Origin of the sequence: Pigmentiphaga litoralis, assembly GCF_014651835.1 — a bacterium.
GTDB lineage: Bacteria > Pseudomonadota > Gammaproteobacteria > Burkholderiales > Burkholderiaceae_B > Pigmentiphaga > Pigmentiphaga litoralis.
The window spans coordinates 1495306-1521217 of sequence record NZ_BMXQ01000001.1 but is presented as its reverse complement, the minus strand read 5'-3'; the positions used below and the strand labels follow the sequence as shown (position 1 = coordinate 1521217).

The following is a 25912-nucleotide window of genomic DNA, read 5'->3' as shown; positions in this document are numbered from 1 at the left end:
CCAGGAAGCGACGGTGCCCCCCGACAATCTCAAGACCCTGCTGGAACGCGCGGTGATCGATACCGACCTGCGCGAACGTGTGACCGTGATTCTGTCCGCCTCGTCGGCCCATGTGGCCGACCGGATGGCCATGCTTGCGACGGATCACGGACTGCCCCTGACGGCGGACGAATATCGCGTCGCCATTTCGTCCGTGTCGCGCGTAGTCATCGTGCCCGACGGCGGGCCGTGGATGCACTGACAGGTGTGACGGGCCGTCGTCCTGTGGTCGCCGTCCTGCGGTCATCGTCTTGCGGTCGGCGTCCTGCGGTCTTCGTCCGACTAGCGCGCAGGCACCAGCTCATAGCCGCGGTCGCGCATGCACGTCATGCTCTGGTCAGACCGGCGCATGGCCGCATCGACACCCGGCCCGACCTGGCCCCGGTTCGACGCCTCGAACGATCCGCGCGACATGTTCGATGCCTGCTGGCACGCAGCGCGATCAGCGTCGACGCGGCTAGCGCTCACGCCTTCCTTGCGCCACACGTAATCGTTCGACGCGCATCCCGCCGCGACGAGCAGCACGCCCGCCAGCACCATTCCTGACTTCATCATTCCAGCCTTGATCGTTTGGACGATTGCAGCGGCATGCCGCAATCTTTGCAGCCGCCATTATCGGCGGAACGGGCCCGTGCACGAAATGCCGGCGCGATGCGGCGCGCGCGCCGCGCTGGCTCGCGTGGGTCAGGGCGGTGCCGTCAGCTGGCCGCCTTGCGGTTCCTGGCGCGCGTTTCGGCCGCCTTCTTGGCCGCCGCGGAACGGCCCGCCGCACCCTTGGTCTCGGCGGCTTTTTTCGCCGCCGCCGACCGGTCGCCCGACGTGCGCTGGCTGGCCGCCTTCTTGGCCTGAGATGACAGCGCCTTGGTCGATGCGCCTTCCTTCGACTCGCGCTTCAATGCGGTCTTGGTCGCTTCGGATCGGGTCTTGGACGGCGCTTTCCTGGGCGCCTTGCCGGCTTCCAGATCCTTTTCGGCGTGCTTGCGCGTCGACGCCTTCGACGATTTCTCGGCAGGCGGATCCAGCTTCACACCGGCCCGACGCGCTTCCGACAGTCCGATCGCCACGGCCTGCCTGCTCGAGCGCACGCCATGACTGCCGGCACGTACCTTGTCGATCTGTTCCTTCACGAACTCACCGGCCTGGGTCGAGGCGGACTTCCCGGCGCGTTTGTCTTCCTTGGCTTTCTTGAGGGTGCGGGCTTCGGGCATGAGGGGCTCCAGTAAGAAGATGCGATCGGGTATCGATGCGCGTCGACATCCCAAAACAGCAACTTCTGTGCCCTTGCGCCCGGGTTCTATAATCGCGGCTTCCTTCTGCTGGAGCGCCCCATGGCCCTCTCTTTGCACACTGCGTCCGTTCCGGTTTTCGTCCAGATGCTGGACAGCCTTGCCGCCATCCTTGCCAAGGCCGACGCCTACGCAACCAGCCGGAATATCGAACCGGCGGCGCTGCTTCAGGCGCGCCTGTTCCCCGACATGCTGCCTCTGGTTCGCCAGGTGCAGATCGCGTGCGACTTCGCACGGGGCGTGTGCGCCCGGCTGGCGGGTGTCGAGGTGCCCTCGGTCCCGGATGCACATTCGTCATTTGCAGAACTGCGCGGCCTGCTGGCATCAACGCGCGACTTCATCCAGTCGCTGGACGCAGCGGCCATCGACGCGGGCACTGAGCGCGAGATCGTGCTGCGGCCCAACACGCCCAAGGCGCGCCAGTTCCTGGGGACGGCGTATCTGCTCAGCTATGGAATGCCGCAGTTCTTCTTCCATGTCACGACGGCCTATGACATCCTGCGGCACAACGGCCTGGATGTCGGCAAGCGCGACTTCATGGGCGCCTACTGAATGCCTGCCATCGACGAGTCCGCCGTCAACATGATCGTCCAGCGCACCATGGCGCTGGCCACGCGCATCCAGGCAGGCGCCATCCAGGGGACCGCGGTCGAACGTGACACCGACAAGGTGGTGCAGGATGCGCTCGCCCATTTCCGTAGCTGGAAACACGCGGATCCGGAAGATACCCGGGCGCTGCTGGTGGATATCCTTCGCACCATGAGCCATCGCGTGCCCGTGTCGCAACCGCAGTTTGCCGAAGTCATGGTGACAGTGGCGGATCGGATCGCGGTCGGGAAGGTTGCGCCCGACGACGACCCTGACACCGATCGCTAGGCGGGGGACTTGGTAGAATCGGCGGGCACGCGCCACCGGTTGGTGCGTGCGGTGCCTGCCACATGCCCATCCGTCGGGCTGTGCCTTTTCCCAGTCGCGCGGACGATTGTTGTCCGGAACGCGCGCCGGCTTCGGCCGGTCTTTGCGGTGTCACCAGCCATGCCCAGATTGTCATTCCGTTCATTTGCCGCCGCCGCGCTGGGCGCGAGCCTGTTCTGCGCGTCATCGCTGACGGCAGCTGCCGACGGCGAGCCGCAGGTCTATCCCCCCGACAGCATGGGCGCGCGGCTCGCGGCCTGTACCGCCTGTCACGGCGCCCAGGGCAAGGCCGGCCCGGATGGCTACTACCCACGCATCGCCGGCAAGCCCGCCGACTATCTCTATAACCAGCTGCGGCATTTTCGCGATGGACGGCGGCAGTATCCGCCCATGCAGGGCCTGCTGGAAAACCTGTCCGACGATTACCTGAAGTCGATCGCTGGCTGGTTTGCCGACCAGCATCCGCCCTACGAAGCCTCGGCACGCAGCCGGGCGTCGGCGGCTGCGCTGGAACGTGGCAAGACCCTGGCGATGACGGGTGACCCCTCGCGCAAGGTCCCTGCCTGCGCCGCCTGCCACGGCAGTGCGCTGACTGGTGTGCTGCCGGCGATACCCGGGTTGCTGGGCGTGCCGCACGATTACATCAGTTCCCAGTTCGGCGCATGGACCAACGGCCTGCGCAAGGCGTCGGCCCCGGACTGCATGGCCGACATCGCGCGCCGCATGACGCCGGACGACATCAGCGCCGTGGCCGCGTGGCTGTCGCAGCAGCCACCGGGCGAAGGACTTCCTGCGGCGTCCTTGCCAGCGCCGCTGCCATTGGAATGCGGAAGCCAGGCGACCACCGGAGGTGCGTCATGATCGGGCGTGGCGAAACCAAGGGCGCGTCTGCAGGGCGGACCGGGCGGGGCACTGGCCGTCGGCTGGCGTGGATCGGCGGCGGGGTGCTGATCGCCGTGGGGGTGGGCTTCGCGGCGCTGATGTTCATGGGACATCGCGAGGACGAGAGCCAGGCGACCCGCACGGTCGCGTCGACGGTGACCGATGCCGCGCGGATCGAGCAGGGTCGTTACCTGGCGCTGGTCGGCAATTGCATGGGTTGCCATACGGCTGTCGGGGGGACCCCGTACGCAGGCGGCCGGGCCTTGCCCACGCCTTTCGGTACCTTTTACGGTCCGAACCTGACGTCCGATGCCGACACCGGCTTGGGCAAATGGTCAGCCGACGATTTCTGGCGCGCGCTGCACAACGGCAAGGGCCCCGACGGGCAGTTGCTCTATCCGGCCTTTCCGTACGCCACCTATACGCAGGTCAGTCGCGACGATGCCGATGCGCTGTTCGCGTATTTGCGGTCGCTGGCCCCGGTCAGGCAGCCGAACCGCGACCATGAACTGGCTTTTCCGTACAACCAGCGCGAGCTGGTCGCCGTCTGGCGCGCCTTGTACTTCCGACCGGGCAGTGATGCGGCCAAGGCGGAACGGGGCGAGGGCGGGAACAAGGAGGTTGCAGGCGGGGCCGCCACGGATGCGCAACTGCTGCGCGGCCGGTATCTGGTCGATGGTATCGGCCACTGCGCCGAGTGCCATACGCCGCGCAACCGGCTTGGCGCCCTGCAACGGGATGCCAGCCTGTCCGGCGCCCTCATCCCGGGCCAGAGCTGGTATGCGCCGCCACTGTCGGGCGACGCCGTCACGGGGCTGGGCAAGTGGTCCGCCGAAGACATCGCCGAGTTGCTGCAGACGGGAATCTCGCGCCGCGGGTCAGCTGCGGGACCCATGGCGGAAGCTGTGCATGTCGGCCTTCAATACGTGCGCGATGATGATGCCAAGGCCATGGCGGCCTACCTGAAATCCTTGGCGGCCCAGGGCGTGGATGCACGCGCCGTGGGTACTGCACCGTCATCCACGGTCATGGAAACCGGCCGCGGCATCTATGAAGCCCAGTGCACGCAGTGTCACAAGGCGTCCGGCGAAGGCGTGTATCCGGCGTGGCCGCCTCTGGCAGGCAATCTGTCGGTCACGGCGCCGGATGCGGTCAATGCCATCAAGCTGGTGCTGCGCGGCGGGTTTTCACCCTCTACTGCTGGCCATCCGCAACCCCATGGCATGCCGCCCTTTGGCCAGGCGTTGAAGGACCAGGACGTCGCAGCGGTGGTGTCCTATATTCGGAACAGCTGGGGAAATGCCGCGGGGGGCGTGTCGCTGAGCGACGTGCGCCGGGTGCGCGAAGCACGCTGAAGCGCGACGGGAAAGGCTGGCAGAGCCTGCCGATAAGGGACGGCAGGCCGGTACGCCTGACAGCCAGCAGGCTGCGCGCCGGGCAGGGCCGGCGCGTCTGCCGTCTTACATTTGTGGAGCGGGGCCGTCCCAGTAGGGTTCGGCCTGTTCCAGCGCTTCGCTGGCGCTCAGGGGCTCGTAGACAAAGAATTCCAGCCGCTTGGCCTCGCCTGTTGCCTCGGTTTTCTCGAGTTCGCGACGCACATACACCGTGCCGTCGTTGATGGCGACGATGCGGTCTTCGTCCGAATCAGGAACCGGTTCGCCGTGCCGGGTACCACCGATAAAAGTCTTGCGCACAGGAAGCTCCTTTAAAGTCATTGCTGCAGTGTAGCAATCCTGGATTTCAGGTTTGCGGCATTGCGCATCCCCTGGTCCTCGAAATTGGTATTGAGCACCACGTGGGTGTCACGCATCGTCTTGGACAACCTGGCGATCCGGCGCGCAAGCTCGTCAAGTTCCTCGGGGCTGTACTCGTACATGAACCGGCCGGAAGAGGCCGAGGTCTGCGTGTTCCACGCCGCGGCGTTGCGTCCGTGCAGACGCACCACGGCCAGTTCCGGATGCGTCGTTTCCCACACAGCCGGAGCGGTATTCGGTACGCCGACGGGGCTGTCGACCACGACATGCGCCGCGCCAAGCTCCCGTTCCCAGGCCAGGGTCTGCGCTGCCGCTTCCCCCTCGAACCAGCTGGCGTCGCGAAATTCCACGGCCAGCGTGTGTTCCTGCGCCAGAAAGGCGCAGCGCTCGACATGGCGGATGCTGCGGGTGTTGCGGCGAACCCAGGGCGGGAACTGGAAGTGCAGGGCGCCCAGCTTGCCGGCCATGCGCAGGGGTTCGACCGCGATGGTGAACCGGCGCCACAGCTCGGCGCGGATTTCTTCCGGGACATCGCGGTAATACACAGCGGCAGTGTCGCCCTCTGGCAGCGCGCGCCGCAGATCGCTGGGAAAGGCATCACGCGGCGTCGGGTGCCCGGTGAACAGCCGGAAGGCTTTCACGTTGAACAAGAAATGGTCAGGCGTGCGCTGTGTCCACCGGTGCGTCGTGGCGGGGTCCGGCAGGCGGTAGTAACTTGCGTCGACCTCGACGAACGAAAAACGGGACGCGTAGTGGCGCAGCCGGCGTTCGGGCGTGGTGGCATCGGGCGGATAGAATCGACCGCACGCCAGCAGGGTCGGGTCGGTCCACGACGCGGTTCCTACGTGGATGTCACAGGGCATGGTGGGACGTTTCTGGCCAGTAAGACTGTATGAATATACAGTATCATGCCCTTCATGATCTGAAGATGAGTGCCATGGAAGCTTCTCCCATTCCCCCTTCTGCCTTGCCTGAACGCCGTGGACCGGACGCCTTGGCGTCCCCGTCCGCGCCGGACTACCTGGCCGACCTGAATGCGCAGCAGCGTGAAGCGGTCGAATATGGCGTCGGCACCGCGGTGCCGTCGCCTGCCTTGCTCGTCATCGCGGGGGCCGGGTCGGGCAAGACCAATACGCTGGCGCACCGGGTGGCGCATCTGGTGCTCAATGGCGCCGACCCCCATCGCATTCTGTTGCTCACGTTTTCGCGCCGGGCGGCGGTCGAAATGGAACGTCGGGTGGGGCGGGTATTGCAGAAGGTGCTCAAGCTGCGCAGTGGCGTCGCTCCAGCCTTGCCCTGGGCGGGCACCTTCCACGGCGTCGGCGCCCGCCTGCTGCGCGAATACGCCGGTCGCATCGGCCTGGCCGAATCCTTCACGATCCACGACCGGGGCGACTCCGAAGACATGATCGGGATCGTGCGTCATGAACTCGGCTTTTCGTCGGCGCAAACCCGGTTTCCGCTCAAGGGCACCTGCCTGGCCATCTATTCGCGGGTCGTCAACAGCCAGGCGCCGCTGACGCAGGTGCTGCAAAGCGCCTTTCCGTGGTGCTCGGCCTGGGAAGCGCAGCTCAGGCAGCTGTTTGGCGCCTATGTGCAGGCCAAGCAGGACCAGCACGTGCTCGACTACGACGACCTGCTGCTGTATTGGTCCGAAATGATGACCGACCCCGGGCTGGCCGCCGAGGTGGGTGGATCGTTCGACCATGTGCTGGTCGACGAATACCAGGACACCAACCGGCTGCAGGCAGCCATCCTGCTTGCCATGAAGCCGACGGGGCAGGGGCTCACGGTGGTCGGTGACGACGCGCAGTCCATCTATTCCTTTCGCGCGGCCACCATCCGCAACATCCTGGACTTCCCGGCCCAGTTTGCCGAACCGGCCCATGTCGTTACCCTCGAACGCAACTACCGGTCGACCCAGCCCATCCTGGATGCCTCCAACGCGGTGATCCAGCAGTCCACGGAACGTTACGCCAAACAGCTCTGGACGGATCGCGCCTCGTCGCAGCGGCCACTGCTGGTCACCGTCACCGACGATGCCGGCCAGGCCCGGTGGATCGCCGACAAGGTGCTCGAAAACCGCGAGGCAGGCATCAAGCTCACGGCCCAGGCAGTCCTGTTCCGGACGTCCAGCCACAGCGCCATGCTGGAACTGGAGCTGACGCGGCGGAACATCCCCTTCGTCAAGTTTGGCGGGCTCAAGTTTCTGGAAGCGTCCCACATCAAGGATGTGCTGTCGGTATTGCGGTGGGCGCAGAACCCCCGCGGCCGGCTGTCCGGCTTTCGGGTCGCGCAATTGATCCCGGGCATCGGGCCGGTGTCGGCGGGCAGGGTGCTCGACGCGATGGCAGGCGCACCGGACCCCCTCGCGGCCATGCAGGCGTTCCAGCCGGGGGCCGCGGCGCAGGAAGACTGGCGGGCGTTCAGCCAGACCTACGAAGCAATCGCCGGCGCAGGCGCCAGCTGGCCGGCGGATCTGGAACTGGCCATCCAGTGGTACACCCCCCACCTTGAACGGCTGCATGAAGACGCGGCGGTGCGCCGGGGCGACCTCGACCAGCTGGCACGCATCGCCGCCAGCTACCCATCGCGTGAAAAATTTCTGACGGAACTGACGCTGGACCCCCCGGACGCCACGAGCGCAGAATCCGGCGCGCCGCTGCAGGACGAGGACTACATGATCCTTTCCACCATTCATTCCGCCAAAGGGCAGGAATGGAAGGTCGTTTACGTGCTGAACGTGGTGGACGGCTGCATTCCGTCCGACATGAGCACCGGCACCAAGGAAGACATCGAAGAAGAACGCCGTCTGCTGTACGTGGCCATGACGCGGGCCAAGGAACAGTTGCAGCTGATCGTGCCCCAACGCTTCTATGTCACGCAGCAGACCGGCATGGGCGATCGGCACGTCTACGGGTCCCGCACCCGCTTCATACCGGATACGCTGCTCAAGCTGTTCGAACGGATGCCCAAGCCGCCGCAGCCGGCCGGCCTGGCCGAACGGGGACTGACGCCCGAAGCGGCCAAAATCGATATCGCAAGCCGGCTGCGGGGAGCCTGGAAATAGCCGCAAGGCCATCGGCTAAGGGGTGACGCCAGCGGGTCAACGCAAGGGGTTGACGGCAAATTACTTTAAGTGTCAAATAGTTTTGTCGACGAGCTTAGTCGACGTTCTGTCCAGGGTTAGGACGCAGCGCAGCGGCAGGTGGACCAATCCGGTCCCTGGCCAACGGAGGGGCGATGAATATCGTATGTATCGGTGGTGGCCCGGCAGGCTTGTACTTCGCCTTGCTGATGAAGCAGCGCAATCCCGGTCATCAGGTGGTCGTGATCGAACGCAATCGTCCCTATGACACCTTCGGGTGGGGCGTGGTGTTCTCCGACCAGACGCTGGGCAACCTCGTCAATGCCGATGAGACCACCGCGCGCAGCATCCTGCAGTCCTTCAATCACTGGGACGACATCGACGTCCACTTCAAGGGCCATACGATCACGTCGGGCGGCCACGGCTTCTGCGGCATTGGCCGCAAGCGGCTCCTGAACATCCTGCAGGCGCGCTGCGAAGCGCTTGGCGTGCAGTTGGTGTTCGAGACCGACGTGCTCGATGACCAGGAAATCGCGGCGCGCTATGACGCCGACCTGGTGGTCGCCAGCGACGGTCTGAACAGCCGCGTGCGCACCCGTTATCAGGATACCTTCCAGCCCGATATCGAAAGCCGCTACTGTCGCTTCGTGTGGCTGGGCACCAAGAAGCTGTTTCCCGCCTTCACGTTCGCGTTCGAAGAAACCGAGCATGGCTGGTTCCAGGCGCACGCCTATCAGTACGACGGCGACACCTCGACCTTCATCATCGAAACGCCTGACGACGTCTGGCAGCGTGCCGGGCTCGACACCATGAGCCAGGCCGACGCCATCGCGTTCTGCGAGAAGCTGTTTGCCAAGTATCTCGATGGCCAGCCGCTGCTCAGCAACTCGCCGCACTTGCGCGGTTCTGCCAACTGGATCCGCTTCCCGCGCATCGTGTGCGGGTCCTGGGTGCACTGGAACACCTTCGGTGACAAGAAGGTCCCGGTCGTCCTGATGGGCGACGCCGCGCACACCGCGCACTTCTCCATCGGCTCCGGCACCAAGCTCGCGCTTGAAGACGCCATCGAACTTGCTCAGTGTTTCGATCGGCAGGGCGACGGCAATCTCGAAAACATCCTGGCCAATTACGAAGCCAGCCGTTCCATCGAAGTGCTCAAGATCCAGAGCGCGGCGCGCAATTCCATGGAATGGTTCGAACACGTCGACCGGTACGTCGGCCTCGATCCCGAACAGTTTGCGTATTCGATGCTGACCCGCAGCCAGCGGCTGTCGCACGACAACCTGCGCGTGCGCGACCCGGCCTATGTGGCGCGCTACGAGCAGTGGATTGCCGACCGCGCCTATCGTCAGGCGGGTCTGCCCAAACCGGCGGGCGAGGTCGCTCCGCCGCCGATGCTTACGCCGTTCAAGCTGCGCGACACCGTGCTGCCGAACCGTATCGTCGTGTCGCCCATGGCGCAGTATTCCGCCAAGGACGGCGTGCCGGGCGACTACCACCTGGTGCACCTGGGCAGTCGCGCCATGGGCGGCGCGGGGCTGGTCTTTGCGGAAATGACCTGCGTATCGGCCGACGCGCGCATTACTCCTGGATGTCCGGGGTTGTACACGCCGGAACATACGGCGGCATGGAAGCGGATTGTCGACTTCGTGCATGCCAATACGCAGGCCAAGATGGCCGTGCAGCTGGGCCACGCTGGTGCGAAGGGATCGACGCGGGTTGCCTGGGAAGGGACCGACAAGCCGCTCGTGACGGGTAACTGGCCGCTTGTGTCGGCGTCCGAAACGCAGTACCTGGAAGGCGTGTCGCAGGTCGCGTTTGCGGCCAACCGCGGGGATCTCGCCCGGATCAAGGCTGACTTCGTCCGGTCCACCATCGCCGCCGCCGAAGCCGGGTTCGACTGGCTCGAATTGCACTGCGCGCACGGGTACCTGCTGTCCAGCTTCATTTCACCGCTGACCAATCAGCGCGATGACGAATACGGCGGCTCGCTGGAAAACCGCTGCCGCTATCCGCTGGAAGTGTTCGCCGCCATCCGCGACGTCTGGCCGGCCGACAAGCCGATCAGTGTGCGGATCTCGGCGCATGACTGGGCCGACGGCGGCATCACGCCCGACGACGCAGTCGCCATCGCCCGCCTGTTCAAGGAGGCCGGCGCCGACATGCTCGATTGCTCGTCGGGGCAGGTCACCAAGCTTGAAAAGCCGGTGTACGGCCGGATGTTCCAGACGCCGTTTTCTGACCGCATCCGCAATGAGGTCGGCATTCCGACCATCGCCGTGGGGGCCATCTTCGAAGCTGACCACGTCAACAGCATCATTGCCGCCGGCCGAGCCGATCTGTGCGCGTTGGCGCGTCCGCATCTGGCCGATCCGGCCTGGACGCAGCATGAAGCGGCCAAGCTCGGCCACTTCGACAACGTGGGCTGGCCCAAGCAGTACTACGCCGGCAAGCAACAGCTCGAGCGCAACCTGGAACGCGAAAAGCAGGTCGCCGCCCAGAGCGCCGGCCTGACCCCGCAGCAGATCGCTGCGCGGTTGCTGGCCGAGTGACCGCGCCGATGACGACGTCAACGGCTTCCGCGCCAGTGTCGGGTCAGGCCCCGGACTCGGCCCCGGCCCCGGCCGCGGCTGCAGGTTGGGCCCCCGCCCCGGGTACCCACACGGCCGCAAGGCTCCCGCTCGCCGGCCGGCATGCCGTCGTGACGGGCGGGGCGCGCGGGATCGGCGCTTCCATTGCGCGGACGCTTGTCGCGCAAGGCGCATCCGTCACGATCGCCGGCCGGCATGCCGATGCATTGCAGGCCGCCGTGGCAGAACTGGAAGCAAGTCGACCCGCGGCGCCTGCGAACGGCACCCAGCGCGCGGCCACCGTCGGCTACGTCGTGATGGATGTCGCGAATTCCGTATCCGTGCAGGCTGGCTTTGCCGACGCGCGCACCCGCGCCGGTGTCATCGACATCCTGGTGAATAACGCGGGGCAGGCCGAATCCGCCCCGTTGGCGCGCACCGACGATGCCTTGTGGCACCAGATGCTCAACGTCAACCTGTCGGGCTCGTTCTTCTGCATGCGGGCCGCCTTGCCCGGCATGGTCGACGCCGGGTGGGGTCGCATCGTCAACATCGCCAGCACGGCGGGTCTCACTGGTTATGGCTATACGTCGGCCTACTGCGCCTCGAAGCACGGCGTGATCGGGCTGACGCGGTCCGTGGCCCTCGAGGTCGCAACCAAGGGCGTGACAGTCAATGCGGTGTGCCCGGGCTTTACCGAGACCGACCTGCTGGCCGACGCGGTCGACAACATTGTCGCCAAGACGGGCCGTGACGCGGCGCAGGTGCAGCGCGAACTGGCGTCGCTCAATCCGCAGAAACGGCTGGTCAAGCCGGACGAAGTGGCCAACGCCGTGCTGTGGCTGTGCATGCCAGGCTCGGACGCCATCAATGGACAGTCGCTGGCCGTGGCCGGCGGCGAAGTGATGTAGGAACCCCTCCAGATGACGCGCAAGACCGACGAGCCCGCGCTCGCCACCTCCAGCCGTTCGACCGCCAACGCCTCGGGCAGAAGCGCGTCGGCGGCAAGCACGTCCGCAACGGCGGCTGCGCGCGGTCAAGCCACGGCGCCTGAAGCCGCCCCGGTGCTCGACCTTGAAACCCGGATCACCGGCGGGCACCATCAATCGCTGGTGCTGTGGTTGCGCATGCTTTCGTGCACCAACCGCGTCGAAAACGAAATCCGGTCGCGGTTGCGGGCCGAGTTCGGCATCACCTTGCCGCGTTTCGACCTGATGGCGCAGCTGGAGCGGCAGCCGGAAGGGCTGCGTATGGGCGAGCTGTCCAAACGCATGATGGTGACCGGCGGCAACGTCACCGGCATTACCGACCAGCTGGTGGCCGAGAACCTGGTGGTCCGCGAGCCTGCGCCCGATGATCGCCGCGCCTTCATCGTGAAGCTGACGCCCGCTGGACGCCGCGCGTTCGCGCGCATGGCGCAGGTGCACGAAGAGTGGATTGCCGAGCTGTTCTCGGGGCTGCCGCCCGACGCAAAAACGCAGTTGATCGACCTGCTGTCGACATTGAAGGGCAGCCTGACAGCGCCGCCGGCAGCATGAGCACCCCCGAAGACGGCTGTACCTGTTTCACGCAAGCCCGACCCACTATCTGATTCAACGACTTTTTTGCACGCCGCGAGCAGGCGAGCGTACGGAGCTGACCATGCGTTACCTACCGGGTGAAAACCGCCGGCTGCACGGCGCGCCAACGACCTTGGCCGACTATGCCGCGAAGCATGTGTTGTTCGAAGTGGCTGACGGTATCGCCACCCTGACGTTGAACCGTCCCGAACGCAAGAATCCGCTGACCTTCGACTCGTACGCCGAATTGCGCGACCTGTTCCTGGCGCTGGCCTACGCCGAAGACGTGCACGCGGTGGTGATCCACGGGGCAGGGGACAACTTCTGCTCGGGTGGTGACGTGCACGAGATCATCGGGCCGTTGACCAAGCTGGACATGCCGTCCTTGCTCGCCTTTACCCGGATGACCGGCGACGTGGTCAAGGCCATGCGCGCCTGCCCGCAACCGATCATTGCCGCCGTCGATGGCGTGTGTGCCGGGGCGGGTGCGATCCTGGCGCTGGCGTCCGACATGCGGCTGGCCACGGCGCGCAGCAAGACGGCCTTCCTGTTCACCCGTGTGGGCCTGGCAGGCTGCGACATGGGCGCGTGTGCCTTGTTGCCGCGCGTGATCGGGCAGGGCCGTGCCTCCGAGCTGCTGTATACGGGCCGGTCGTTCAGCGGCGACGAAGGCGAGCGCTGGGGCTTCTTCAACCGCCTGTGCGAGCCGGACGTGTTGCGCGGCGATGCGCTGCGGCTGGCCAAGGATCTTGTCGCCGGGCCCACGTTTGCGCACGGCATGACCAAACGCATGCTGCAACAGGAATGGAACATGGGCGTGTCGGAAGCCATCGAAGCCGAAGCCCAGGCCCAGGCCATCTGCATGGCGACCAACGACTTCCATCGGGCTTACCACGCGTTTGTGGGCAAGCAGCGCCCGGTTTTTGAGGGCGACTGACCCCATGGCCGACACCACCTACCTCGATTGGCCGTTCTTTGAAGACCGGCACCGCGCCCTTGCAACGCAGCTGGACGCGTGGGCGACCGAGCACATTGCCGAGGTCCATGGCCGCGATGTCGACGCGGCCTGCCGTGCGCTGGTGCGCCAGTTGGGCGAGGCGGGCTGGCTGGGCCACGCGGTGGGCGGCCAGGCCCACGGCGGTCACCAGGACGTGATCGACACCCGCGCCATCTGCCTGATCCGTGAAGTGCTGGCCCGTCATGCGGGGCTGGCGGACTTTGCCTTTGCCATGCAGGGCCTCGGGTCGGGGGCGATCAGCCTGTTCGGCACCGATGCCCAGAAGTCCGAGTGGCTGACCCGGGTGGCAAGCGGAAACGCGATTGCGGCCTTTGCCTTGTCGGAGCCGGACGCAGGATCGGACGTGGCGGCGATGTCTTGCGCGGCAACGCTCGATGGCGACCACTATGTGCTGAACGGCGAGAAAACCTGGATTTCGAATGGCGGAATCGCCGACTTCTACGTGGTGTTTGCGCGTACCGGCGACGCACCAGGTTCGCGGGGTCTGTCGGCCTTTCTGGTGCCTGCGGACACGCCCGGCCTGACCATTGCCGAGCGCATCGAGGTCATCGCGCCGCATCCGCTGGCTCGCCTGCGTTTCGACCGGTGCCGCGTTCCGGTGTCCCAGCGTATCGGTGCATCGGGGCAGGGCTTCAAGATCGCCATGTCGACGCTGGACGTATTCCGCACGTCGGTGGCGGCTGCGGCCCTGGGGTTTGCCCGCCGCGCGCTCGACGAAGGCCTGCAGCGCGCGACGCAGCGCCGCATGTTCAATCAGACCCTGGCGGACTTCCAGTTGACGCAGGCCAAGCTGGCCGACATGGCAACCGGGATCGACGCGGCCGCGTTGTTGACCTATCGCGCGGCCTGGATGCGTGATCGCGGGCAAAAAGTCACGAAGGAAGCCGCCATGGCCAAGATGACCGCCACCGAAACGGCGCAGCGCGTGATCGATGGCGCCGTGCAATTGTTCGGCGGGCTGGGCGTTGTCAGCGACCATCCGGTCGAGCGCCTGTATCGCGAGATCCGGGCCTTGCGCATCTACGAGGGCGCGACCGAAGTGCAGCAACTGATCATCGCGCGTGAATTGCTGCGCGCATTGCCTACGCCTGCGGCGTGAACGCAGCCGCGCCCGCAGCTTGAACGCAAGCGCGGCGGGACCGGATCGGGTCCCGCCGCAGACGCCACCTTTTCATCAGGATTCCCATGAGCACCCCTTCCAGCCACATCGAAGTTCTTCAGCCTGAAGGCTGGCCCCGTCCCAAAGGCTATGCCAACGGCATGGCCGCGTCAGGCCGCATGGTGTTCGTCAGCGGCATGATCGGCTGGGATGCCGATGGCGTGTTCCAGACGGACGACTTTGTTGGCCAGGTGGCGCAGGCGCTGCGCAACATCGTTGCCACGCTGGCCGAGGCCAAGGCTGGCCCCGAACATATTGTCCGGATGACCTGGTACGTCAAGGACAAGAAGACCTACGTCGCCGCCTACCCGGAGATCGGCAAGGCGTATCGCGAGATCATCGGCCGGCACTTTCCGACCATGACGGCCGTGCAGGTGGCCGACCTGATCGAAGACCGTGCGCAGGTCGAGATCGAAGTCACCGCCATGGTGCCCGAGCAAGCGTGAGCATCAAGGCGTAACGAGTCGCCGATGTGTTCGCAGTTGGATACAGCCTCGGCGTCGCCTGACGGAGTGCACGGCAGGGCAGCCGGTATAGTCGAGTGATCGCTAAGACTGGAGACTGCCATGACCCGGGACCGCATCGTGATGCACGGCGACTACGACCTTGCTCCCAGCGCCGAACTGCTGCCTGACAACACCTTTGGCGCGCAGTTGTTGCTGTCGCGGTACCGCGGCGTGGACGAGACGCGCACCCAGCGCTTCGCGTCGTTCGGCGCCTTCCCGACCGAACGTGAAGCGATAGACCACGCCATCGCGTATGGTGTCGATATGATCGACGGCCGCAAGGGCGGCCTGGAGATCTGACGGCGCATGCCGCGACAAGGAATGTGTCACTACAAGGAATGCTCATGACCACGCCCGCGCACGACCTCAAACCTGGTTATTACTGGTACTACATCGAATCCGATCCCCCATCGATCATTCACATCCGCGAGACGGGCGAAGCCAGCCTCATGGGTTCGGACTACGACGTGCCTGCCGAAGACGTTGCCAGCATGATCCAGCGCGGCGAACAGTTCATATGGATCGAACCGCCGCTGGGTCGATAGTCCCGGCAAGCGACGGCCAACGGGAGTCACACCCTGACCGGTTGTTCGTCGCGTTGCTCCACCACCGTTGCCCGCGCCATTTCTCGCAGCTTGACCTTCGAGATCTTGCCGACGCTGATGCGCGGAAAGTCGTCCACGAAATAGACGGCGCGTGGAACCTTGAACTTGGCCAGGTCCTTGCGGCACGTTTCGATAATGCGCGCCTCCAGGCCGGCGTGGACCGCAACGTGGGGCCGCGGAATCACATAGGCCACCGCAACTTCGCCCATCGACGCGTCCGGCCGGCTGACCACCGCCACCTGCGCCACGCCCTCGACGCCCGCAATGACGCGTTCCACCTCTGCCGCGGACACGCCTTCGCCGCCGACCTTGATCAGGTCCTTGTTGCGGTCGCTGAATTGGATGCTGCCGTCGTCGTGCAGGATCACGCTGTCGCCCGTGCGAAAGTAGCCTTCTTCGTCGAAGGCATCGCGCGTGGCTTGCGGGTTGCGGAAGTATTCCGCAAAGATCGACACGCCTGGCACACCGTTGACCAGCAGCGACCCGGTCTCGCCAGGCCGGCATGCATCGCCGCGGTCGTTTTCGATACGGATCCCGTAGCCGACCGACGGACGGCCGATGGACCCGGGCCGTTGCGGCGCCCACAGGTCGCCCACGATGCCCTGGGCCACCATTTCAGTCATGCCCCAGGCGCCTTGCACTTTCACGCCAAACGCCGCTTCATGTTGCGGCAAGGACAGCGCGTTGCACCACTGGCGAAAGGCATGGCCGGACGGCACCGGCTGCCCGGCCAGGACGTTGCCGCTGAAGATGACATGCGATCCCACGGTGGACCGGTAGTGCATGGCCGTCGGCCAATAGTGCGTTGCCGAGAATTTGGGTTGCAGCACGACGGTTGCACCGGCCCACAGTGTCGGCAGTACGGACCACGACAGGCCGACCACATGGAACAGCGGCAGGAAGACCTGCACGATGTCGTCGGCGCGAAAGCCTTGCTGCGTCGCGCCCAGCCGGGCCGCCCACAGCGCATTGGCATGCGTCCACAAGACGCCTTTGGGACGTGACGTGGTGCCGCTGGTGAACAGGATAGACAGTGCTTGTGACGCGTCCGGTGCGCGCAGGGGAGCCGGCTCGGCAACGCGCAGCGCGTCGAAGCTGTCGGCGGCCGCCGGCGCCGTCCCGGGTTCGCACGGCAGCCCCGCATCGCTGGACGTGACGGCCAGCCAGGCAAGGTTCGGGCAGTGAATGGCCAGCTTGGCGGCAAAGCGTGGTTGCGTCACCGCGCCCACCGCTTCGGTCAGCTCCGCCATATAGGTCAGTTCCGGGCCCGCCGCCATGGCATTGGTCGGCACGCAAATGGCGCCGATGTGCGCGCAGGCAAAGTAGGTAATCAACAGTTCCGGGCAGTTTTCCAGATGCATCAGCACCCGTTGCCCTGGCTGGACGCCGCGCGCGCGCAAGCCGGCGCCAACCCGTGCGACCTCGTCGGCAAACTGCGCATAGGTCCAGGTGCGGGCATCGGCGGCATCGAACGGCGCCCAGTGCAGGAACGGGTGCGCGCCGCGTTGCAGGGCGCGGTGTTGCAGCAGGGTCGCGGCATCAAGGCGGGCGAACTGCAGAAGGGTATCGGAAAGCGTCATCGTGTCATCCGTCCATGGAATCGGGTAATCCTGGGCAAGGCAGGGCATTCGCGGTCAAGCCAGACCGACGCGCTGCACCCGCCAGGGGCGGCGTCCAGGCGCCCGCCTCGAGCCAGTGCTCGAGCATCCACAGGCGGTCCACGCCCCAGATCAGCTGATCGTCGACCCGAAAGGTCGGTACGCCAAACACACCGAGCGCCACCGCATCATCCACCGCAGTCCGTAACGCGCCGTTGACGGCCTCGTCATGCAACGCGTCGTGGACCTCGGCCGCTGCCACGCCGACCGACTCGGCCACACGAAGCAGCACCCCGACATCGCCGATGTCCTGGCTTTCGGCCCAGTGCGCCGCGCAAAGCCGTCGCGCATACCGGGCTGCCAGAGCCGGATCGCGCGCCTTCAGGGCCATGAACAAACGCAGGGACTTGATAGGGGACACGGCGCCGCCCAGGCCATGCTCGACGAGGGGCACGCCAAGCAGCGACGCCAGGCGGTGTTTGTCGTCACGCGAGTACTCGCCCTTGAGCGGCGTCAGTGGCACGGGCTTGAGCCCCATGATCTGCAACACCGTCACGCTCAGCAGCACGGGCCGCCAGTCGACGGTCCGGCCATGCCGCGCGGCCAGCGCTTCGATCTGGGTGGACGCCAGATAGCCGTAAGGCGAAATGGGATCAAAGAAGAAGTCGATGGGGGAACCGGTCATGCCGTGCGTCACATTTCCAGCTTGACGTTGGCAGCCTTGGCAATGCCGCTCCAGCGGGCCAGGTCGTTGACGATCTGCTGCGAAAACTCGGCCGACGTATTGCTGACCGGCTCCAGCCCGAAAGACACGAACTTGGTGCGCACTTCGGGCATCGCGACCACGCGAGCGACTTCATCCTGCAGACGCTTGACGATGGCAGGCGGCGTGCCGGCGGGAAGCAGCAGCCCCTGCCACAGGCGCATATCCATGTTCTGCATGCCCAGTTGCTGGAAGGTGGGCACGCCCGGCAACGATGGGTCTTCCTTGGCCGACGTGACGGCCAGCGCGCGCAGCTTGCCGCTCTGCAGCCCGGCCGTGATCGCCACCGGATCCGCAAAGGTCGCGAGCACGTCGTTGCCCATGACCGCGTTGACGGCGTCGGTGCTGCCCTTGTACGAGATGTTCTGAAACGCCGTGCCGGCCTGCAGGTTCAGTTGCTCCGCGGCCAGCTGGAAGGGCGCGGCGGCGGAGGAATAGTTGGCTTTGCCGGGATTGGCCTTGGCGTAGTTGATGAGCTCGGGCACGGTGCGGGCCGGGCCGTTCGCATTGACAGCCAGCACCAGGGGCAGGGTGCCGATCAACGAGACCGGAACGAAATCCTTGACGGTGTCGTAGCGCATGTTGGAGTACACGGCCGGGTTGACGACCATCGACCCGGTCGCGCCCAGCAGCACCGTGTAGCCATCGGGCGCCGACCTGGCCACGTGTTCGCTGGCAATCATCGATAGCGCACCGGGACGGTTCTCGACCACGACGCGCTGGTTCAGGCCTTCGGACATCTTGGCGGCCACCAGGCGCGCGATGATGTCGCTGCCGCCGCCGGCCGTAAAGCCGACAACGAGACGGATGGGTTTGCTGGGATAGTCGTCCGCACGGGCGCCGAAGGCGGCGGTGGCCAGGGCAGCGGCGGCGAAAGCGGTGGCAATGCGCGTCAGGGTCATGCGGGTCTCCAATCGTGGTCATGTCATCGCATGACTTCGTCACGAATAGTAGGGGAGGCCCCGGCACAACTGAAGCGCGAAAAAACGATGGCTTCACAACGGGAATCGATCAATCACCGATTGCCGTTCATCTTTGAGCGCGCTCATAAAGCGGCGCAGAACGGATGCTACTCCGATCTGCGCCGCTTTGACATCACCGCGTCAAGCCGCTTCTTTCGCGGCCGGATGCGCCTGCTTGCGATACAGGAATTCGACCACCGCCGCCTTGCACGCGTGGTAGTCCGGCTCATTGGCCAGCGCCACCCGGTCACGCGGGCGGGCCAGTTTCACTTCCTGGATTTCGCCGATCGTGGCGGCCGGGCCGTTGGTCAGCATGACGATGCGGTCCGAGAGCAGCACCGCTTCATCGACATCGTGCGTCACCATGATCACCGTGCTCTGCGTCTTGGCGACAATCTTCAGCAGCTCATCCTGCAAATGGGCACGGGTCAGCGCATCCAGCGCGCCGAAGGGCTCGTCCATCAACAGCACCTTGGGTTCGATGGCCAGCGCCCGGGCGATGCCCACGCGCTGCTTCATGCCGCCAGAAATTTCATGCGGGTGCTTGTGTTCCGCATGCGTCAGGCCGACCAGCTCCAGCGCGGCCCGAACCCGATCGCGGATCTGGGTACGGTTTTCCTTGTCACCGAACACGCGTTCCACGCCCAGCTCCACGTTCTGCGCGCAGGTCAGCCATGGCAGCAGCGAATGGTTCTGGAACACCACGCCGCGATCGGGACCGGGGCCGTTGATCTCGCGTTCGGCGCACAGCAGCACGCCAGAGGTAGGCAGCGTCAGACCGGCGATCAGGTTCAGCAAGGTCGACTTGCCGCAACCCGAGTGCCCGATCAGGGTGATGAACTCGCCGCGCGCCACCGTCAGGTTGACCTCGCGCAACGCCACGAACGGACCTTTCCTGGTCTTGAAGACCTGGCCGACGTTTTCGATACGAACGAACTTTTCCATGTCGATTCCTTGCTCAGTCAGCCGAATAGGTGAAACGTTTGGCAAGCTGCATCAGTGCGACTTCAAGCAGCAGGCCGACGATGCCGATCACGAAGATCGCGATGATGATGTGTTCGACCTTCAGGTTGTTCCACTCGTCCCACACCCAGAAGCCGATCCCCGTGCCGCCGGTCAGCATTTCCGCGGCAACGATCACCAGCCACGCCGTGCTGATCGACAGGCGCACGCCAGTCAGCATGTAAGGCAGGACGGCGGGCAGCAGCACCTTCTTGATGATCTTCCATTCGGACAGGTTCAGCACGCGGGCCACGTTCATGTAGTCCTGCGGCACCCGCGACACGCCCACGGCCGTGTTGATGATCATGGGCCAGATCGAGCAGATGAAGATGGCCCAGATCGCCGCCAGATTGGCGGCCTTGAACAGCAGCAGACCCAGCGGCAGCCATGCCAGTGGCGAGACGGGACGCAGCAGGCTGATCACGGGCGAGAACATGGCGTTCAGGGTCTTGAAGCGGCCGATCGCAAAGCCGACCGGAATGCCGACCACGGCAGCCAGGCCAAAGCCGATCGCCACGCGTTGCAAGGACGCCAGCACGTTCCAGCCGATGCCCATGTCGTTCGGGCCGGCCACATAGAAGGGATCCGAAAACAGCACGACCGCCGCTTTCCAGGTCACGGCAGGGGTGGGAATCTCCGGCACGAAGGTCGTGATCACCTGCCAGACCAGGATGAACAGCACGAAGCCCGCAACCGGACCGGCCAGCGTCCTGACCAGCGACTGGAAGCGTTCCGCGAACACGCCGGGGCCGGCCGCCCTGGCAGGCGCCGCGGGAGAAGCCGCAGGAACAGGTGCCTTCGCGGCAGGCGCCTCGGCCGTGCGCGACGCGATCTCCGGATGCAGATCGATGACGGTGGCGGGGCCCGCCTTGGAGGTGGCCGGCGTGGCGGCGGGGGCAACCGGCAGGGGTTTGGCAATGGCTGTCATGGAATTCTCCTAGTGGCGCAGGGGCGGCGCTTACGCCTTGACTTTGAAGCTGTCCGCGTACGCGGCGGGATGGGTGCCATCCCAGGTCACACCATCGATCAGCTTGGTCGACCGCATGTCGCTCTTGGGCAGCGGCGTACCCGTGGCGGCAGCGGCCTGCTTGTAGATGTCGATGCGGTTGATCTGCTTGGCGACGGCCAGGTAATCCGGATGGTCCTTGAGCAGGCCCCAGCGCTTGTGCTGCGTCAGGAACCACATGCCGTCGGACAGGTAGGGATAGTTGGCGGCGCCGTCGGCAAAGAACGTCATGGCGTCGGGATCGTCCCAGGTCTTGCCCAGGCCGTTGGTGTAGCGGCCCAGCATGCGGTCCAGGATCACGTCGGTATCAGTGTTCACATACGACCGCGCGGCAATCGTCTCGGCCGTCTTGCGGCGGTTCGACACCGACGCATCGATGAACTTGCCGGCTTCCAGCACGGCCGCCGTCACGGCGCGGGCAGTGTTGGGATACTTGGCCACGAATTCCGCGGTGCAGCCCAGCACCTTTTCGGGGTGGCCCTTCCAGATGTTCTGCGTGGTCTCGGCGGTGTAGCCGATCTTGTCCATGATGGCGCGCGCGTTCCACGGCTCGCCGACACAGTAGCCATCCATCGCACCCACGCGCATGTTGGCGACCATCTGCGGCGGCGGCACGGTAATGACCTTGGCATCCTTCATCGGATTGATGCCGTAGGTGGCCAGCCAGTAGTACAGCCACATGGCGTGCGTGCCGGTAGGGAACGTCTGCGCAAAGGTGTATTCACGCTTTTCCGTCTGCATCAGCTTGGCTAGCGACGGGCCGTCTTTCGCGCCTTTTTCCAGCAGCTTGTTGGAAAGCGTGATGGCCTGTCCGTTCTGGTTCAGGTTCATCAGCACGGCCATTTCCTTCTTGGGACCGCCAGCGCCCAGGTGCATGCCGTACACCAGGCCATACAGGACGTGCGCCAGGTCCAGTTCATTGTTGACGAGCTTGTCGCGCACGCCGGGCCACGAGGCTTCTTTCGATGGCGTGATCTTGATGCCGTACTTCTTGTCGATGCCGAGCACCGACGCCATGACGACCGACGCGCAGTCCGTCAGCGGGATGAAGCCGATCTTGACCTCGGCCTTTTCAGCCGCGTCCGATCCGGCGGCCCAGGCGCCGGCACGTACCAGCGGATCGACGAGGCTCATGATGCCCACGCCCGCGGCGGCCTTGAAGGTCGTCGTGATCAGCTGGCGGCGCTGCGCGTTGGATACCGCGGGGCCTTCGGAAGAGGCAACGACAGGCATCGACGGCTTCGAGGTAAAGGGCTTCATCCATTGCTCCAGGCAAAAAAAAACGTCCCGCACGAAAGCGATGCAGTGCATCGTCTCGTTGCGGAACGTCATTGTTCCTACCGCCATGCCGCGGCAAGCAACGACCGTCATTGGCCGTCAATTACCGTTAAGCAAAGCCTGTGCCAACCATGAAACGCGGTTGTGGAGTCGTTGAAAAAGCTTGTCAGATCAAGGGCTTGCCTTCGCGCCTGCCGGTGGAGGGCAAGGTGCCTGCCGGCACGATCCAAGGGCACGCCGCCACCCCAATCTTGTGCGCTGCACTAGAACCGTGCGGCAAGGCGCGCGGAACCGTGGTGGCAGGTGCCTAGCCGCGCCCGTGCGGCGCCAAGAAATCGAGCAGCGGGCCGGCGGGCACCACCGCGCTGGGATTCACATTGGCGTGGCTCATGTAGTAGTGGCGCTTGATGTGGTCGAAGTTGACCGTGCCGGCCACGCCTGGCATCTGGTACAGCTCGCGGGCAAACCCCCATAGGTTGGGGTAGTCGATCAGCCGGCGCAGGTTGCACTTGAAGTGCCCCACGTAGACCGCATCGAAGCGCACCAGTGTCGTGAAAAGCCGCCAGTCTGCTTCCGTCAGGCGATCGCCCATCAGATAACGCCGCGTGCGCAATCGTTCTTCGAGCCAGTCCAGCGTCTCGAACAGCGGGAACACGGCGTCTTCGTAGGCAGATTGCGTGGTGGCAAAGCCGGTCTTGTAGACGCCATTGTTCAGGGTGTCGTACACCCGCGCGTTGACCGCGTCGATATCGGCGCGCAAATCGGCCGGGTAGTAATCGCCGGGCAGGGCGCCCAGTCCGTCGAACGCCGCGTTGAACATGCGGATGATGTCGGCCGACTCGTTGCTGACAATGCTCTTGGTGAACGTGTCCCACAGCACGGGCACCGTGGCGCGTGTCGTGACATCAGGATCCGCCAGGGCATACAGGTCATGCACGAAGCTCGCCTGGTTGACGTTGTCGGGCACCACGCCGGGCGCAGGCTCGAATGACCATCCCTGCTTGCCCATCAGCCAGTGCGTGACCGACACCGGAATCATCGGCTGCAGGCCTTTGAGCTCACGAAAGATCAGGGTGCGGTGCGCCCATGGGCAGGCCAGGCTGACATACAGGTGATACCGCCCGGCCTCGGCCGCAAAGCCGCCGTTGCCGCTCGGGCCGGGCGCGCCGTCGGCCGTGATCCAGTTGCGAAAGACCGCATCCTTGCGCAGAAAGCGCCCGCCCGCATCGGCGGGCGGCTCGTTTTCCTGCCAGACCCCATTGATCAGAAGACCCATTGTTTTTCCGCCTGTGCAGGTTCGTCGACCGGGCCGTGGACGAAGTGCCGCGGCAAGTGGATGGTAAAGACCGTGTGGCCCGTGGTGTCGCTGCACACGCTCATTTCGCCGTGGTGGCTGCGAACCAGTTCCTTGGCAATGTACAGACCCAGGCCCAGGCCCTTGCCGCCATCGCGCCGGAACTTGGTGAAGTTGAAGGGCTGGAAGATATTGGCCTGGACCTCGGCTGGAATCGTGCCGGCGTTGCGGATCGCGATCTTGACGACGCTGGTGTCGGTGCCGTCCACCTTGACCGAGACACCTTCGTCGGCCGCGCCATGCTGAAGCGCGTTGCCGACCAGGTTGGACACCACCTGCGAGAGGCGGTCGGCGTCCCACTCGCCAAACGTGTCGCCGGTGTAGGCCAGTTCCACCCGGCGTTCCCCTTCAGGCAATTCGAATTCTTCGACGATGTGTTCGAGCAGCACGGTCAGGTCGACGCGTTCCGGGCTCAATTCCAGCCGTCCGGAGCGCACCCGCGCAATGTCCAGCAACTGGTCCACCATGCGCGACATGCGCCCGCCGCTATTGCGGATGCGGGCCGCGGCGGTCTTGACGCGCGGCTCGGCCGACACCTGCAGCAGCACCTCGGCCGTGTTGACGATGGCCGACAGCGGATTGCGCAGGTCGTGGCCCAGCACCGCCACGAACATCTCGTTGGTGCGCAGCAGCTGCGTCATGGTGTCGAGCTGTTCGGCCAATTGAAGTTTCTGGTGCTGCAACTGGACGAACACTTCGATCTTGCTGCGCAGAATGTGCGGATCGAAGGGCTTGTACAGAAAGTCGACCGCGCCGGCTTCATAACCGCGGAAGGTGCGGTGCGTGTTCCGGTCGGTCGCGGTCAGGAAGATGATCGGGACGTGGCGGGTGCGCGGGCTGCCGCGCATGAATTCGGCCAGCTCGAAGCCGTCCATGCCAGGCATCTGCACATCGACCAGGGCCAGCGCGACATCGTTGTCGAGCAGCAGCTCAAGCGCTTCCGCGCCGGAATACGCGCGCAGCAGTTCCAGATCGGGGCGCGCAACAAGGGCTTCGAGCGCAACGATATTCTGTTCGATATCGTCGACGACGAGGATCTTGACGGTGCGGGACATCGTTTTCTCCATTAGCTCGCGGTCTGGTGTCCGACCGTTTCGGTCGAACGCCAGCCGCCCAGCCGGCGCGCCATGGCCGGCAACGTCAAGATTTCGTCAGCCGCGTCGCGCTCGATCGCGCTGCGCGGCATGGCTTCGGCAAATGCCGTTGCCGGATCCTGCACCCAGGTCAGCCCGCCGGCTGCGCGGATGGCAGCCAGACCGGCGGCGCCGTCCGCATTGGCGCCGGTCAGCAGCAACCCCAGCGCCCGGTCACCCACGCCCCAGGCGACCGACTCGAACAGCACATCGATGGACGGGCGCGAATAGTTGACAGGATCATCCATGGACAATGAAAACGCGCCATCGGTTTCCACCTGAAGATGATAATCCGGCGGCGCGAAATAAATGTGGCCGCCGCGGACCGGCTCCTTGTCGATCGCCTCGCTCACTGGCAGCGCGCAGCGCTCGCTGAAGATCTGCGTCAGCAGGCTTTCGCGGTCGGCGACGATGTGCAGCACCACGATCACCGCGGGCGCAAAGTCGGGGGGCAGGGCGGGCAGCAGCAGGCCCAGCGCTTCGACCCCGCCGGCGGACGCGCCGACCACCACGGTCGTGATTCGCGAAGGAATGCCGTCGTTGCCGGGGCCCGCGTCAGGGGCGCCCTTGCCGGGAATGCCGCGTTCGATAGGCGTCATGGTCATCTTTTCTGGAAAATCCGGTCGTGGGGCTCGAAGTCCTCGAAGTCTTGCGCGCAGGCGCCAAAGCGCAGGCTTTCCTTGCTGCCCAGCCCCAGGAATCCCCGGCGGATCAACGCGTCCTTGAACAGCGTCACGGCGCGATCCTGCAACTCGTGGTTGAAGTAGATCAACACATTGCGGCAAGACACCATGTGCACTTCCGAAAACACGCTGTCGGTGGCCAGGCTGTGGTTGGCAAAGACCATCTGCGACTTCAGGCTGCGCGCGAACGAGGCCGCTCCATACGCCGCGTGGTAGTAGTCCGACAGCGAACGCTTGCCGCCCGCCGCCAGGTAGTTCTTGCTGAAGCCCGCGATCCGGTCGGTCGGGTAGATGCCCGCCTCGGCAAGGCGCAGGGCTTCGGGATTGATGTCGGTGGCGTAGAACAAGGTGCGATTGGCCAGGCCTTCTTCTTCCATCAGGATCGCCAGCGACCACAATTCTTCCCCCGAACTGCAGCCCGCCACCCAGATCTTGACCGACGGATAGGTGTGCAGGATAGGCACGACCTTTTCGCGGATCGCCTTGAAATAGCTCGGATCGCGAAACATCTCGCTGACCTGCACGGTCAGGAACTGCAGCATCTGCGGGAAGACGTCGGGGTCGTGCAGCACCCGATCCTGCAGTTGCGACAGCGATCGGCAGCGGAAATATGTCAGGGCCTGCGCCATGCGCCGTCGCAGCGACGATGCCGAATAGTTCCGGAAGTCGTGCTGGTACTTGTGATAGATCGCCTCGAGCAGCAGCCTGAGCTCGAGGTCGAAATCGGCGTGGTTCATCGGCATGGCATCGAC

28 protein-coding genes are annotated in these 25912 nt (G+C 65.2%); 14 read left to right on the top strand and 14 right to left on the bottom strand.

Annotation, left to right across the window (positions count from 1 at the left end; genetic code table 11):
* Positions 1-13: 13 nt before the first annotated feature.
* A complete protein-coding gene (locus IE116_RS06740; protein WP_189610915.1) occupies positions 14-241 on the top strand; it encodes a Nif11-like leader peptide family natural product precursor in 228 nt (75 codons plus the stop codon).
* Between the two features lie 80 nt (positions 242-321).
* On the opposite strand, the gene IE116_RS06735 is transcribed toward IE116_RS06740, so the two are convergent.
* Together IE116_RS06735 and IE116_RS06730 are read right to left on the bottom strand one after the other, a co-directional pair.
* Positions 322-594, bottom strand: a complete 273-nt coding sequence (locus IE116_RS06735; protein ID WP_189610913.1) for a hypothetical protein — start codon at positions 592-594, stop codon at positions 322-324.
* 143 nt (positions 595-737) lie between these two features.
* Positions 738-1247 carry a DUF6496 domain-containing protein gene (locus tag IE116_RS06730; RefSeq protein ID WP_189610911.1) on the bottom strand — a complete coding sequence of 170 codons (510 nt, stop codon included), beginning with the start codon at positions 1245-1247 and terminating at the stop codon, positions 738-740.
* Between the two features lie 120 nt (positions 1248-1367).
* Between IE116_RS06730 and IE116_RS06725 the strand changes: the two genes are divergently transcribed.
* From IE116_RS06725 to IE116_RS06710, 4 genes are all read left to right on the top strand, one after another.
* Positions 1368-1877, top strand: coding sequence for a DUF1993 domain-containing protein (locus IE116_RS06725; protein ID WP_189610909.1), 510 nt, complete (start codon positions 1368-1370; stop codon positions 1875-1877).
* Positions 1878-2201, top strand: a complete 324-nt coding sequence (locus IE116_RS06720; protein ID WP_189610908.1) for a hypothetical protein — start codon at positions 1878-1880, stop codon at positions 2199-2201.
* A 159-nt stretch (positions 2202-2360) separates the two neighbouring features.
* Positions 2361-3101, top strand: a complete 741-nt coding sequence (locus IE116_RS06715; protein WP_189610906.1) for a c-type cytochrome — start codon at positions 2361-2363, stop codon at positions 3099-3101.
* Positions 3098-4477: a cytochrome c gene (locus tag IE116_RS06710; protein ID WP_189610903.1), complete on the top strand. Its 1380-nt coding sequence runs from the start codon at positions 3098-3100 to the stop codon at positions 4475-4477. The genes IE116_RS06715 and IE116_RS06710 overlap by 4 nt, the downstream gene beginning before the upstream one ends.
* Before the next feature lie 105 nt (positions 4478-4582).
* Here IE116_RS06710 and IE116_RS06705 read toward each other — a convergent pair whose 3' ends face one another.
* Together IE116_RS06705 and IE116_RS06700 are read right to left on the bottom strand one after the other, a co-directional pair.
* Positions 4583-4816, bottom strand: a complete 234-nt coding sequence (locus IE116_RS06705; protein WP_189610901.1) for a hypothetical protein — start codon at positions 4814-4816, stop codon at positions 4583-4585.
* A 17-nt stretch (positions 4817-4833) separates the two neighbouring features.
* Positions 4834-5739 (bottom strand): DUF72 domain-containing protein, encoded by a 906-nt coding sequence (locus tag IE116_RS06700; RefSeq protein WP_189610899.1) that lies wholly within the window; start codon positions 5737-5739, stop codon positions 4834-4836.
* A gap of 74 nt (positions 5740-5813) precedes the next feature.
* Here IE116_RS06700 and IE116_RS06695 point away from each other — a divergent pair, with 74 nt between their 5' ends.
* From IE116_RS06695 to IE116_RS06655, 9 genes are all read left to right on the top strand, one after another.
* Entirely contained in the window at positions 5814-7946 is a 2133-nt protein-coding gene (locus IE116_RS06695; protein ID WP_189610896.1) for an ATP-dependent helicase, read from the top strand.
* A gap of 173 nt (positions 7947-8119) precedes the next feature.
* Positions 8120-10516 carry a bifunctional salicylyl-CoA 5-hydroxylase/oxidoreductase gene (locus tag IE116_RS06690; protein WP_189610895.1) on the top strand — a complete coding sequence of 799 codons (2397 nt, stop codon included), beginning with the start codon at positions 8120-8122 and terminating at the stop codon, positions 10514-10516.
* 8 nt (positions 10517-10524) lie between these two features.
* A complete protein-coding gene (locus IE116_RS06685) occupies positions 10525-11445 on the top strand; it encodes an SDR family NAD(P)-dependent oxidoreductase (protein ID WP_189610893.1) in 921 nt (306 codons plus the stop codon).
* A 12-nt stretch (positions 11446-11457) separates the two neighbouring features.
* A complete protein-coding gene (locus IE116_RS06680; protein ID WP_189610891.1) occupies positions 11458-12072 on the top strand; it encodes a MarR family winged helix-turn-helix transcriptional regulator in 615 nt (204 codons plus the stop codon).
* 103 nt (positions 12073-12175) lie between these two features.
* Positions 12176-13030, top strand: coding sequence for an enoyl-CoA hydratase family protein (locus IE116_RS06675; protein ID WP_189610889.1), 855 nt, complete (start codon positions 12176-12178; stop codon positions 13028-13030).
* A gap of 4 nt (positions 13031-13034) precedes the next feature.
* Positions 13035-14210, top strand: coding sequence for an acyl-CoA dehydrogenase family protein (locus IE116_RS06670; protein WP_189610887.1), 1176 nt, complete (start codon positions 13035-13037; stop codon positions 14208-14210).
* Positions 14211-14317: 107 nt separating this feature from the next.
* Positions 14318-14716, top strand: a complete 399-nt coding sequence (locus IE116_RS06665) for a RidA family protein (protein ID WP_189614480.1) — start codon at positions 14318-14320, stop codon at positions 14714-14716.
* Positions 14717-14836: 120 nt separating this feature from the next.
* On the top strand, positions 14837-15076 hold the full coding sequence (locus IE116_RS06660; RefSeq protein WP_189610886.1) for a hypothetical protein: 240 nt from the start codon (positions 14837-14839) through the stop codon (positions 15074-15076).
* A gap of 44 nt (positions 15077-15120) precedes the next feature.
* On the top strand, positions 15121-15321 hold the full coding sequence (locus IE116_RS06655; RefSeq protein WP_189614764.1) for a hypothetical protein: 201 nt from the start codon (positions 15121-15123) through the stop codon (positions 15319-15321).
* Positions 15322-15347: 26 nt separating this feature from the next.
* Here IE116_RS06655 and IE116_RS06650 read toward each other — a convergent pair whose 3' ends face one another.
* From IE116_RS06650 to IE116_RS06605, 10 genes are all read right to left on the bottom strand, one after another.
* A complete protein-coding gene (locus IE116_RS06650) occupies positions 15348-16961 on the bottom strand; it encodes a class I adenylate-forming enzyme family protein (RefSeq protein ID WP_189610883.1) in 1614 nt (537 codons plus the stop codon).
* Positions 16962-16965: 4 nt separating this feature from the next.
* Positions 16966-17664 carry a 2-hydroxychromene-2-carboxylate isomerase gene (locus tag IE116_RS06645; RefSeq protein WP_189610881.1) on the bottom strand — a complete coding sequence of 233 codons (699 nt, stop codon included), beginning with the start codon at positions 17662-17664 and terminating at the stop codon, positions 16966-16968.
* 8 nt (positions 17665-17672) lie between these two features.
* Positions 17673-18644 (bottom strand): Bug family tripartite tricarboxylate transporter substrate binding protein, encoded by a 972-nt coding sequence (locus IE116_RS06640; protein WP_189610880.1) that lies wholly within the window; start codon positions 18642-18644, stop codon positions 17673-17675.
* A gap of 201 nt (positions 18645-18845) precedes the next feature.
* Positions 18846-19649 (bottom strand): ABC transporter ATP-binding protein, encoded by an 804-nt coding sequence (locus tag IE116_RS06635; RefSeq protein WP_189610878.1) that lies wholly within the window; start codon positions 19647-19649, stop codon positions 18846-18848.
* Between the two features lie 13 nt (positions 19650-19662).
* On the bottom strand, positions 19663-20634 hold the full coding sequence (ntrB, locus tag IE116_RS06630; protein WP_229828026.1) for a nitrate ABC transporter permease: 972 nt from the start codon (positions 20632-20634) through the stop codon (positions 19663-19665).
* A 30-nt stretch (positions 20635-20664) separates the two neighbouring features.
* Positions 20665-21945 (bottom strand): CmpA/NrtA family ABC transporter substrate-binding protein, encoded by a 1281-nt coding sequence (locus tag IE116_RS06625; protein ID WP_189614478.1) that lies wholly within the window; start codon positions 21943-21945, stop codon positions 20665-20667.
* Positions 21946-22297: 352 nt separating this feature from the next.
* Positions 22298-23266, bottom strand: a complete 969-nt coding sequence (locus tag IE116_RS06620; protein ID WP_189610876.1) for a glutathione S-transferase family protein — start codon at positions 23264-23266, stop codon at positions 22298-22300.
* On the bottom strand, positions 23254-24399 hold the full coding sequence (locus IE116_RS06615; protein WP_189610874.1) for an ATP-binding response regulator: 1146 nt from the start codon (positions 24397-24399) through the stop codon (positions 23254-23256). Before IE116_RS06615 ends, IE116_RS06620 begins: the two co-directional genes overlap by 13 nt.
* An 11-nt stretch (positions 24400-24410) precedes the next feature.
* Positions 24411-25076, bottom strand: a complete 666-nt coding sequence (locus tag IE116_RS06610) for a chemotaxis protein CheB (RefSeq protein WP_189610872.1) — start codon at positions 25074-25076, stop codon at positions 24411-24413.
* A 2-nt stretch (positions 25077-25078) separates the two neighbouring features.
* Positions 25079-25903 carry a CheR family methyltransferase gene (locus tag IE116_RS06605; RefSeq protein WP_373302954.1) on the bottom strand — a complete coding sequence of 275 codons (825 nt, stop codon included), beginning with the start codon at positions 25901-25903 and terminating at the stop codon, positions 25079-25081.
* Positions 25904-25912: the final 9 nt, after the last annotated feature.

Excerpts from the sequence above, each read along its gene's own strand:
- IE116_RS06735 (WP_189610913.1), bottom strand. The coding sequence starts at position 594 with ATGATGAAGTCAGGAATGGTGCTGGCGGGCGTGCTGCTCGTCGCGGCG.
- IE116_RS06730 (WP_189610911.1), bottom strand. The coding sequence starts at position 1,247 with ATGCCCGAAGCCCGCACCCTCAAGAAAGCCAAGGAAGACAAACGCGCC.
- IE116_RS06725 (WP_189610909.1), top strand. The coding sequence starts at position 1,368 with ATGGCCCTCTCTTTGCACACTGCGTCCGTTCCGGTTTTCGTCCAGATG.
- IE116_RS06720 (WP_189610908.1), top strand. The coding sequence starts at position 1,878 with ATGCCTGCCATCGACGAGTCCGCCGTCAACATGATCGTCCAGCGCACC.
- IE116_RS06715 (WP_189610906.1), top strand. The coding sequence starts at position 2,361 with ATGCCCAGATTGTCATTCCGTTCATTTGCCGCCGCCGCGCTGGGCGCG.
- IE116_RS06710 (WP_189610903.1), top strand. The coding sequence starts at position 3,098 with ATGATCGGGCGTGGCGAAACCAAGGGCGCGTCTGCAGGGCGGACCGGG.
- IE116_RS06700 (WP_189610899.1), bottom strand. The coding sequence starts at position 5,739 with ATGCCCTGTGACATCCACGTAGGAACCGCGTCGTGGACCGACCCGACC.
- IE116_RS06695 (WP_189610896.1), top strand. The coding sequence starts at position 5,814 with ATGGAAGCTTCTCCCATTCCCCCTTCTGCCTTGCCTGAACGCCGTGGA.
- IE116_RS06690 (WP_189610895.1), top strand. The coding sequence starts at position 8,120 with ATGAATATCGTATGTATCGGTGGTGGCCCGGCAGGCTTGTACTTCGCC.
- IE116_RS06685 (WP_189610893.1), top strand. The coding sequence starts at position 10,525 with ATGACGACGTCAACGGCTTCCGCGCCAGTGTCGGGTCAGGCCCCGGAC.
- IE116_RS06680 (WP_189610891.1), top strand. The coding sequence starts at position 11,458 with ATGACGCGCAAGACCGACGAGCCCGCGCTCGCCACCTCCAGCCGTTCG.
- IE116_RS06675 (WP_189610889.1), top strand. The coding sequence starts at position 12,176 with ATGCGTTACCTACCGGGTGAAAACCGCCGGCTGCACGGCGCGCCAACG.
- IE116_RS06670 (WP_189610887.1), top strand. The coding sequence starts at position 13,035 with ATGGCCGACACCACCTACCTCGATTGGCCGTTCTTTGAAGACCGGCAC.
- IE116_RS06660 (WP_189610886.1), top strand. The coding sequence starts at position 14,837 with ATGACCCGGGACCGCATCGTGATGCACGGCGACTACGACCTTGCTCCC.
- IE116_RS06655 (WP_189614764.1), top strand. The coding sequence starts at position 15,121 with ATGACCACGCCCGCGCACGACCTCAAACCTGGTTATTACTGGTACTAC.
- IE116_RS06650 (WP_189610883.1), bottom strand. The coding sequence starts at position 16,961 with ATGACGCTTTCCGATACCCTTCTGCAGTTCGCCCGCCTTGATGCCGCG.
- IE116_RS06645 (WP_189610881.1), bottom strand. The coding sequence starts at position 17,664 with ATGACCGGTTCCCCCATCGACTTCTTCTTTGATCCCATTTCGCCTTAC.
- IE116_RS06640 (WP_189610880.1), bottom strand. The coding sequence starts at position 18,644 with ATGACCCTGACGCGCATTGCCACCGCTTTCGCCGCCGCTGCCCTGGCC.
- IE116_RS06635 (WP_189610878.1), bottom strand. The coding sequence starts at position 19,649 with ATGGAAAAGTTCGTTCGTATCGAAAACGTCGGCCAGGTCTTCAAGACC.
- ntrB (WP_229828026.1), bottom strand. The coding sequence starts at position 20,634 with ATGACAGCCATTGCCAAACCCCTGCCGGTTGCCCCCGCCGCCACGCCG.
- IE116_RS06625 (WP_189614478.1), bottom strand. The coding sequence starts at position 21,945 with ATGCCTGTCGTTGCCTCTTCCGAAGGCCCCGCGGTATCCAACGCGCAG.
- IE116_RS06620 (WP_189610876.1), bottom strand. The coding sequence starts at position 23,266 with ATGGGTCTTCTGATCAATGGGGTCTGGCAGGAAAACGAGCCGCCCGCC.
- IE116_RS06615 (WP_189610874.1), bottom strand. The coding sequence starts at position 24,399 with ATGTCCCGCACCGTCAAGATCCTCGTCGTCGACGATATCGAACAGAAT.
- IE116_RS06610 (WP_189610872.1), bottom strand. The coding sequence starts at position 25,076 with ATGACGCCTATCGAACGCGGCATTCCCGGCAAGGGCGCCCCTGACGCG.
- IE116_RS06605 (WP_373302954.1), bottom strand. The coding sequence starts at position 25,903 with ATGCCGATGAACCACGCCGATTTCGACCTCGAGCTCAGGCTGCTGCTC.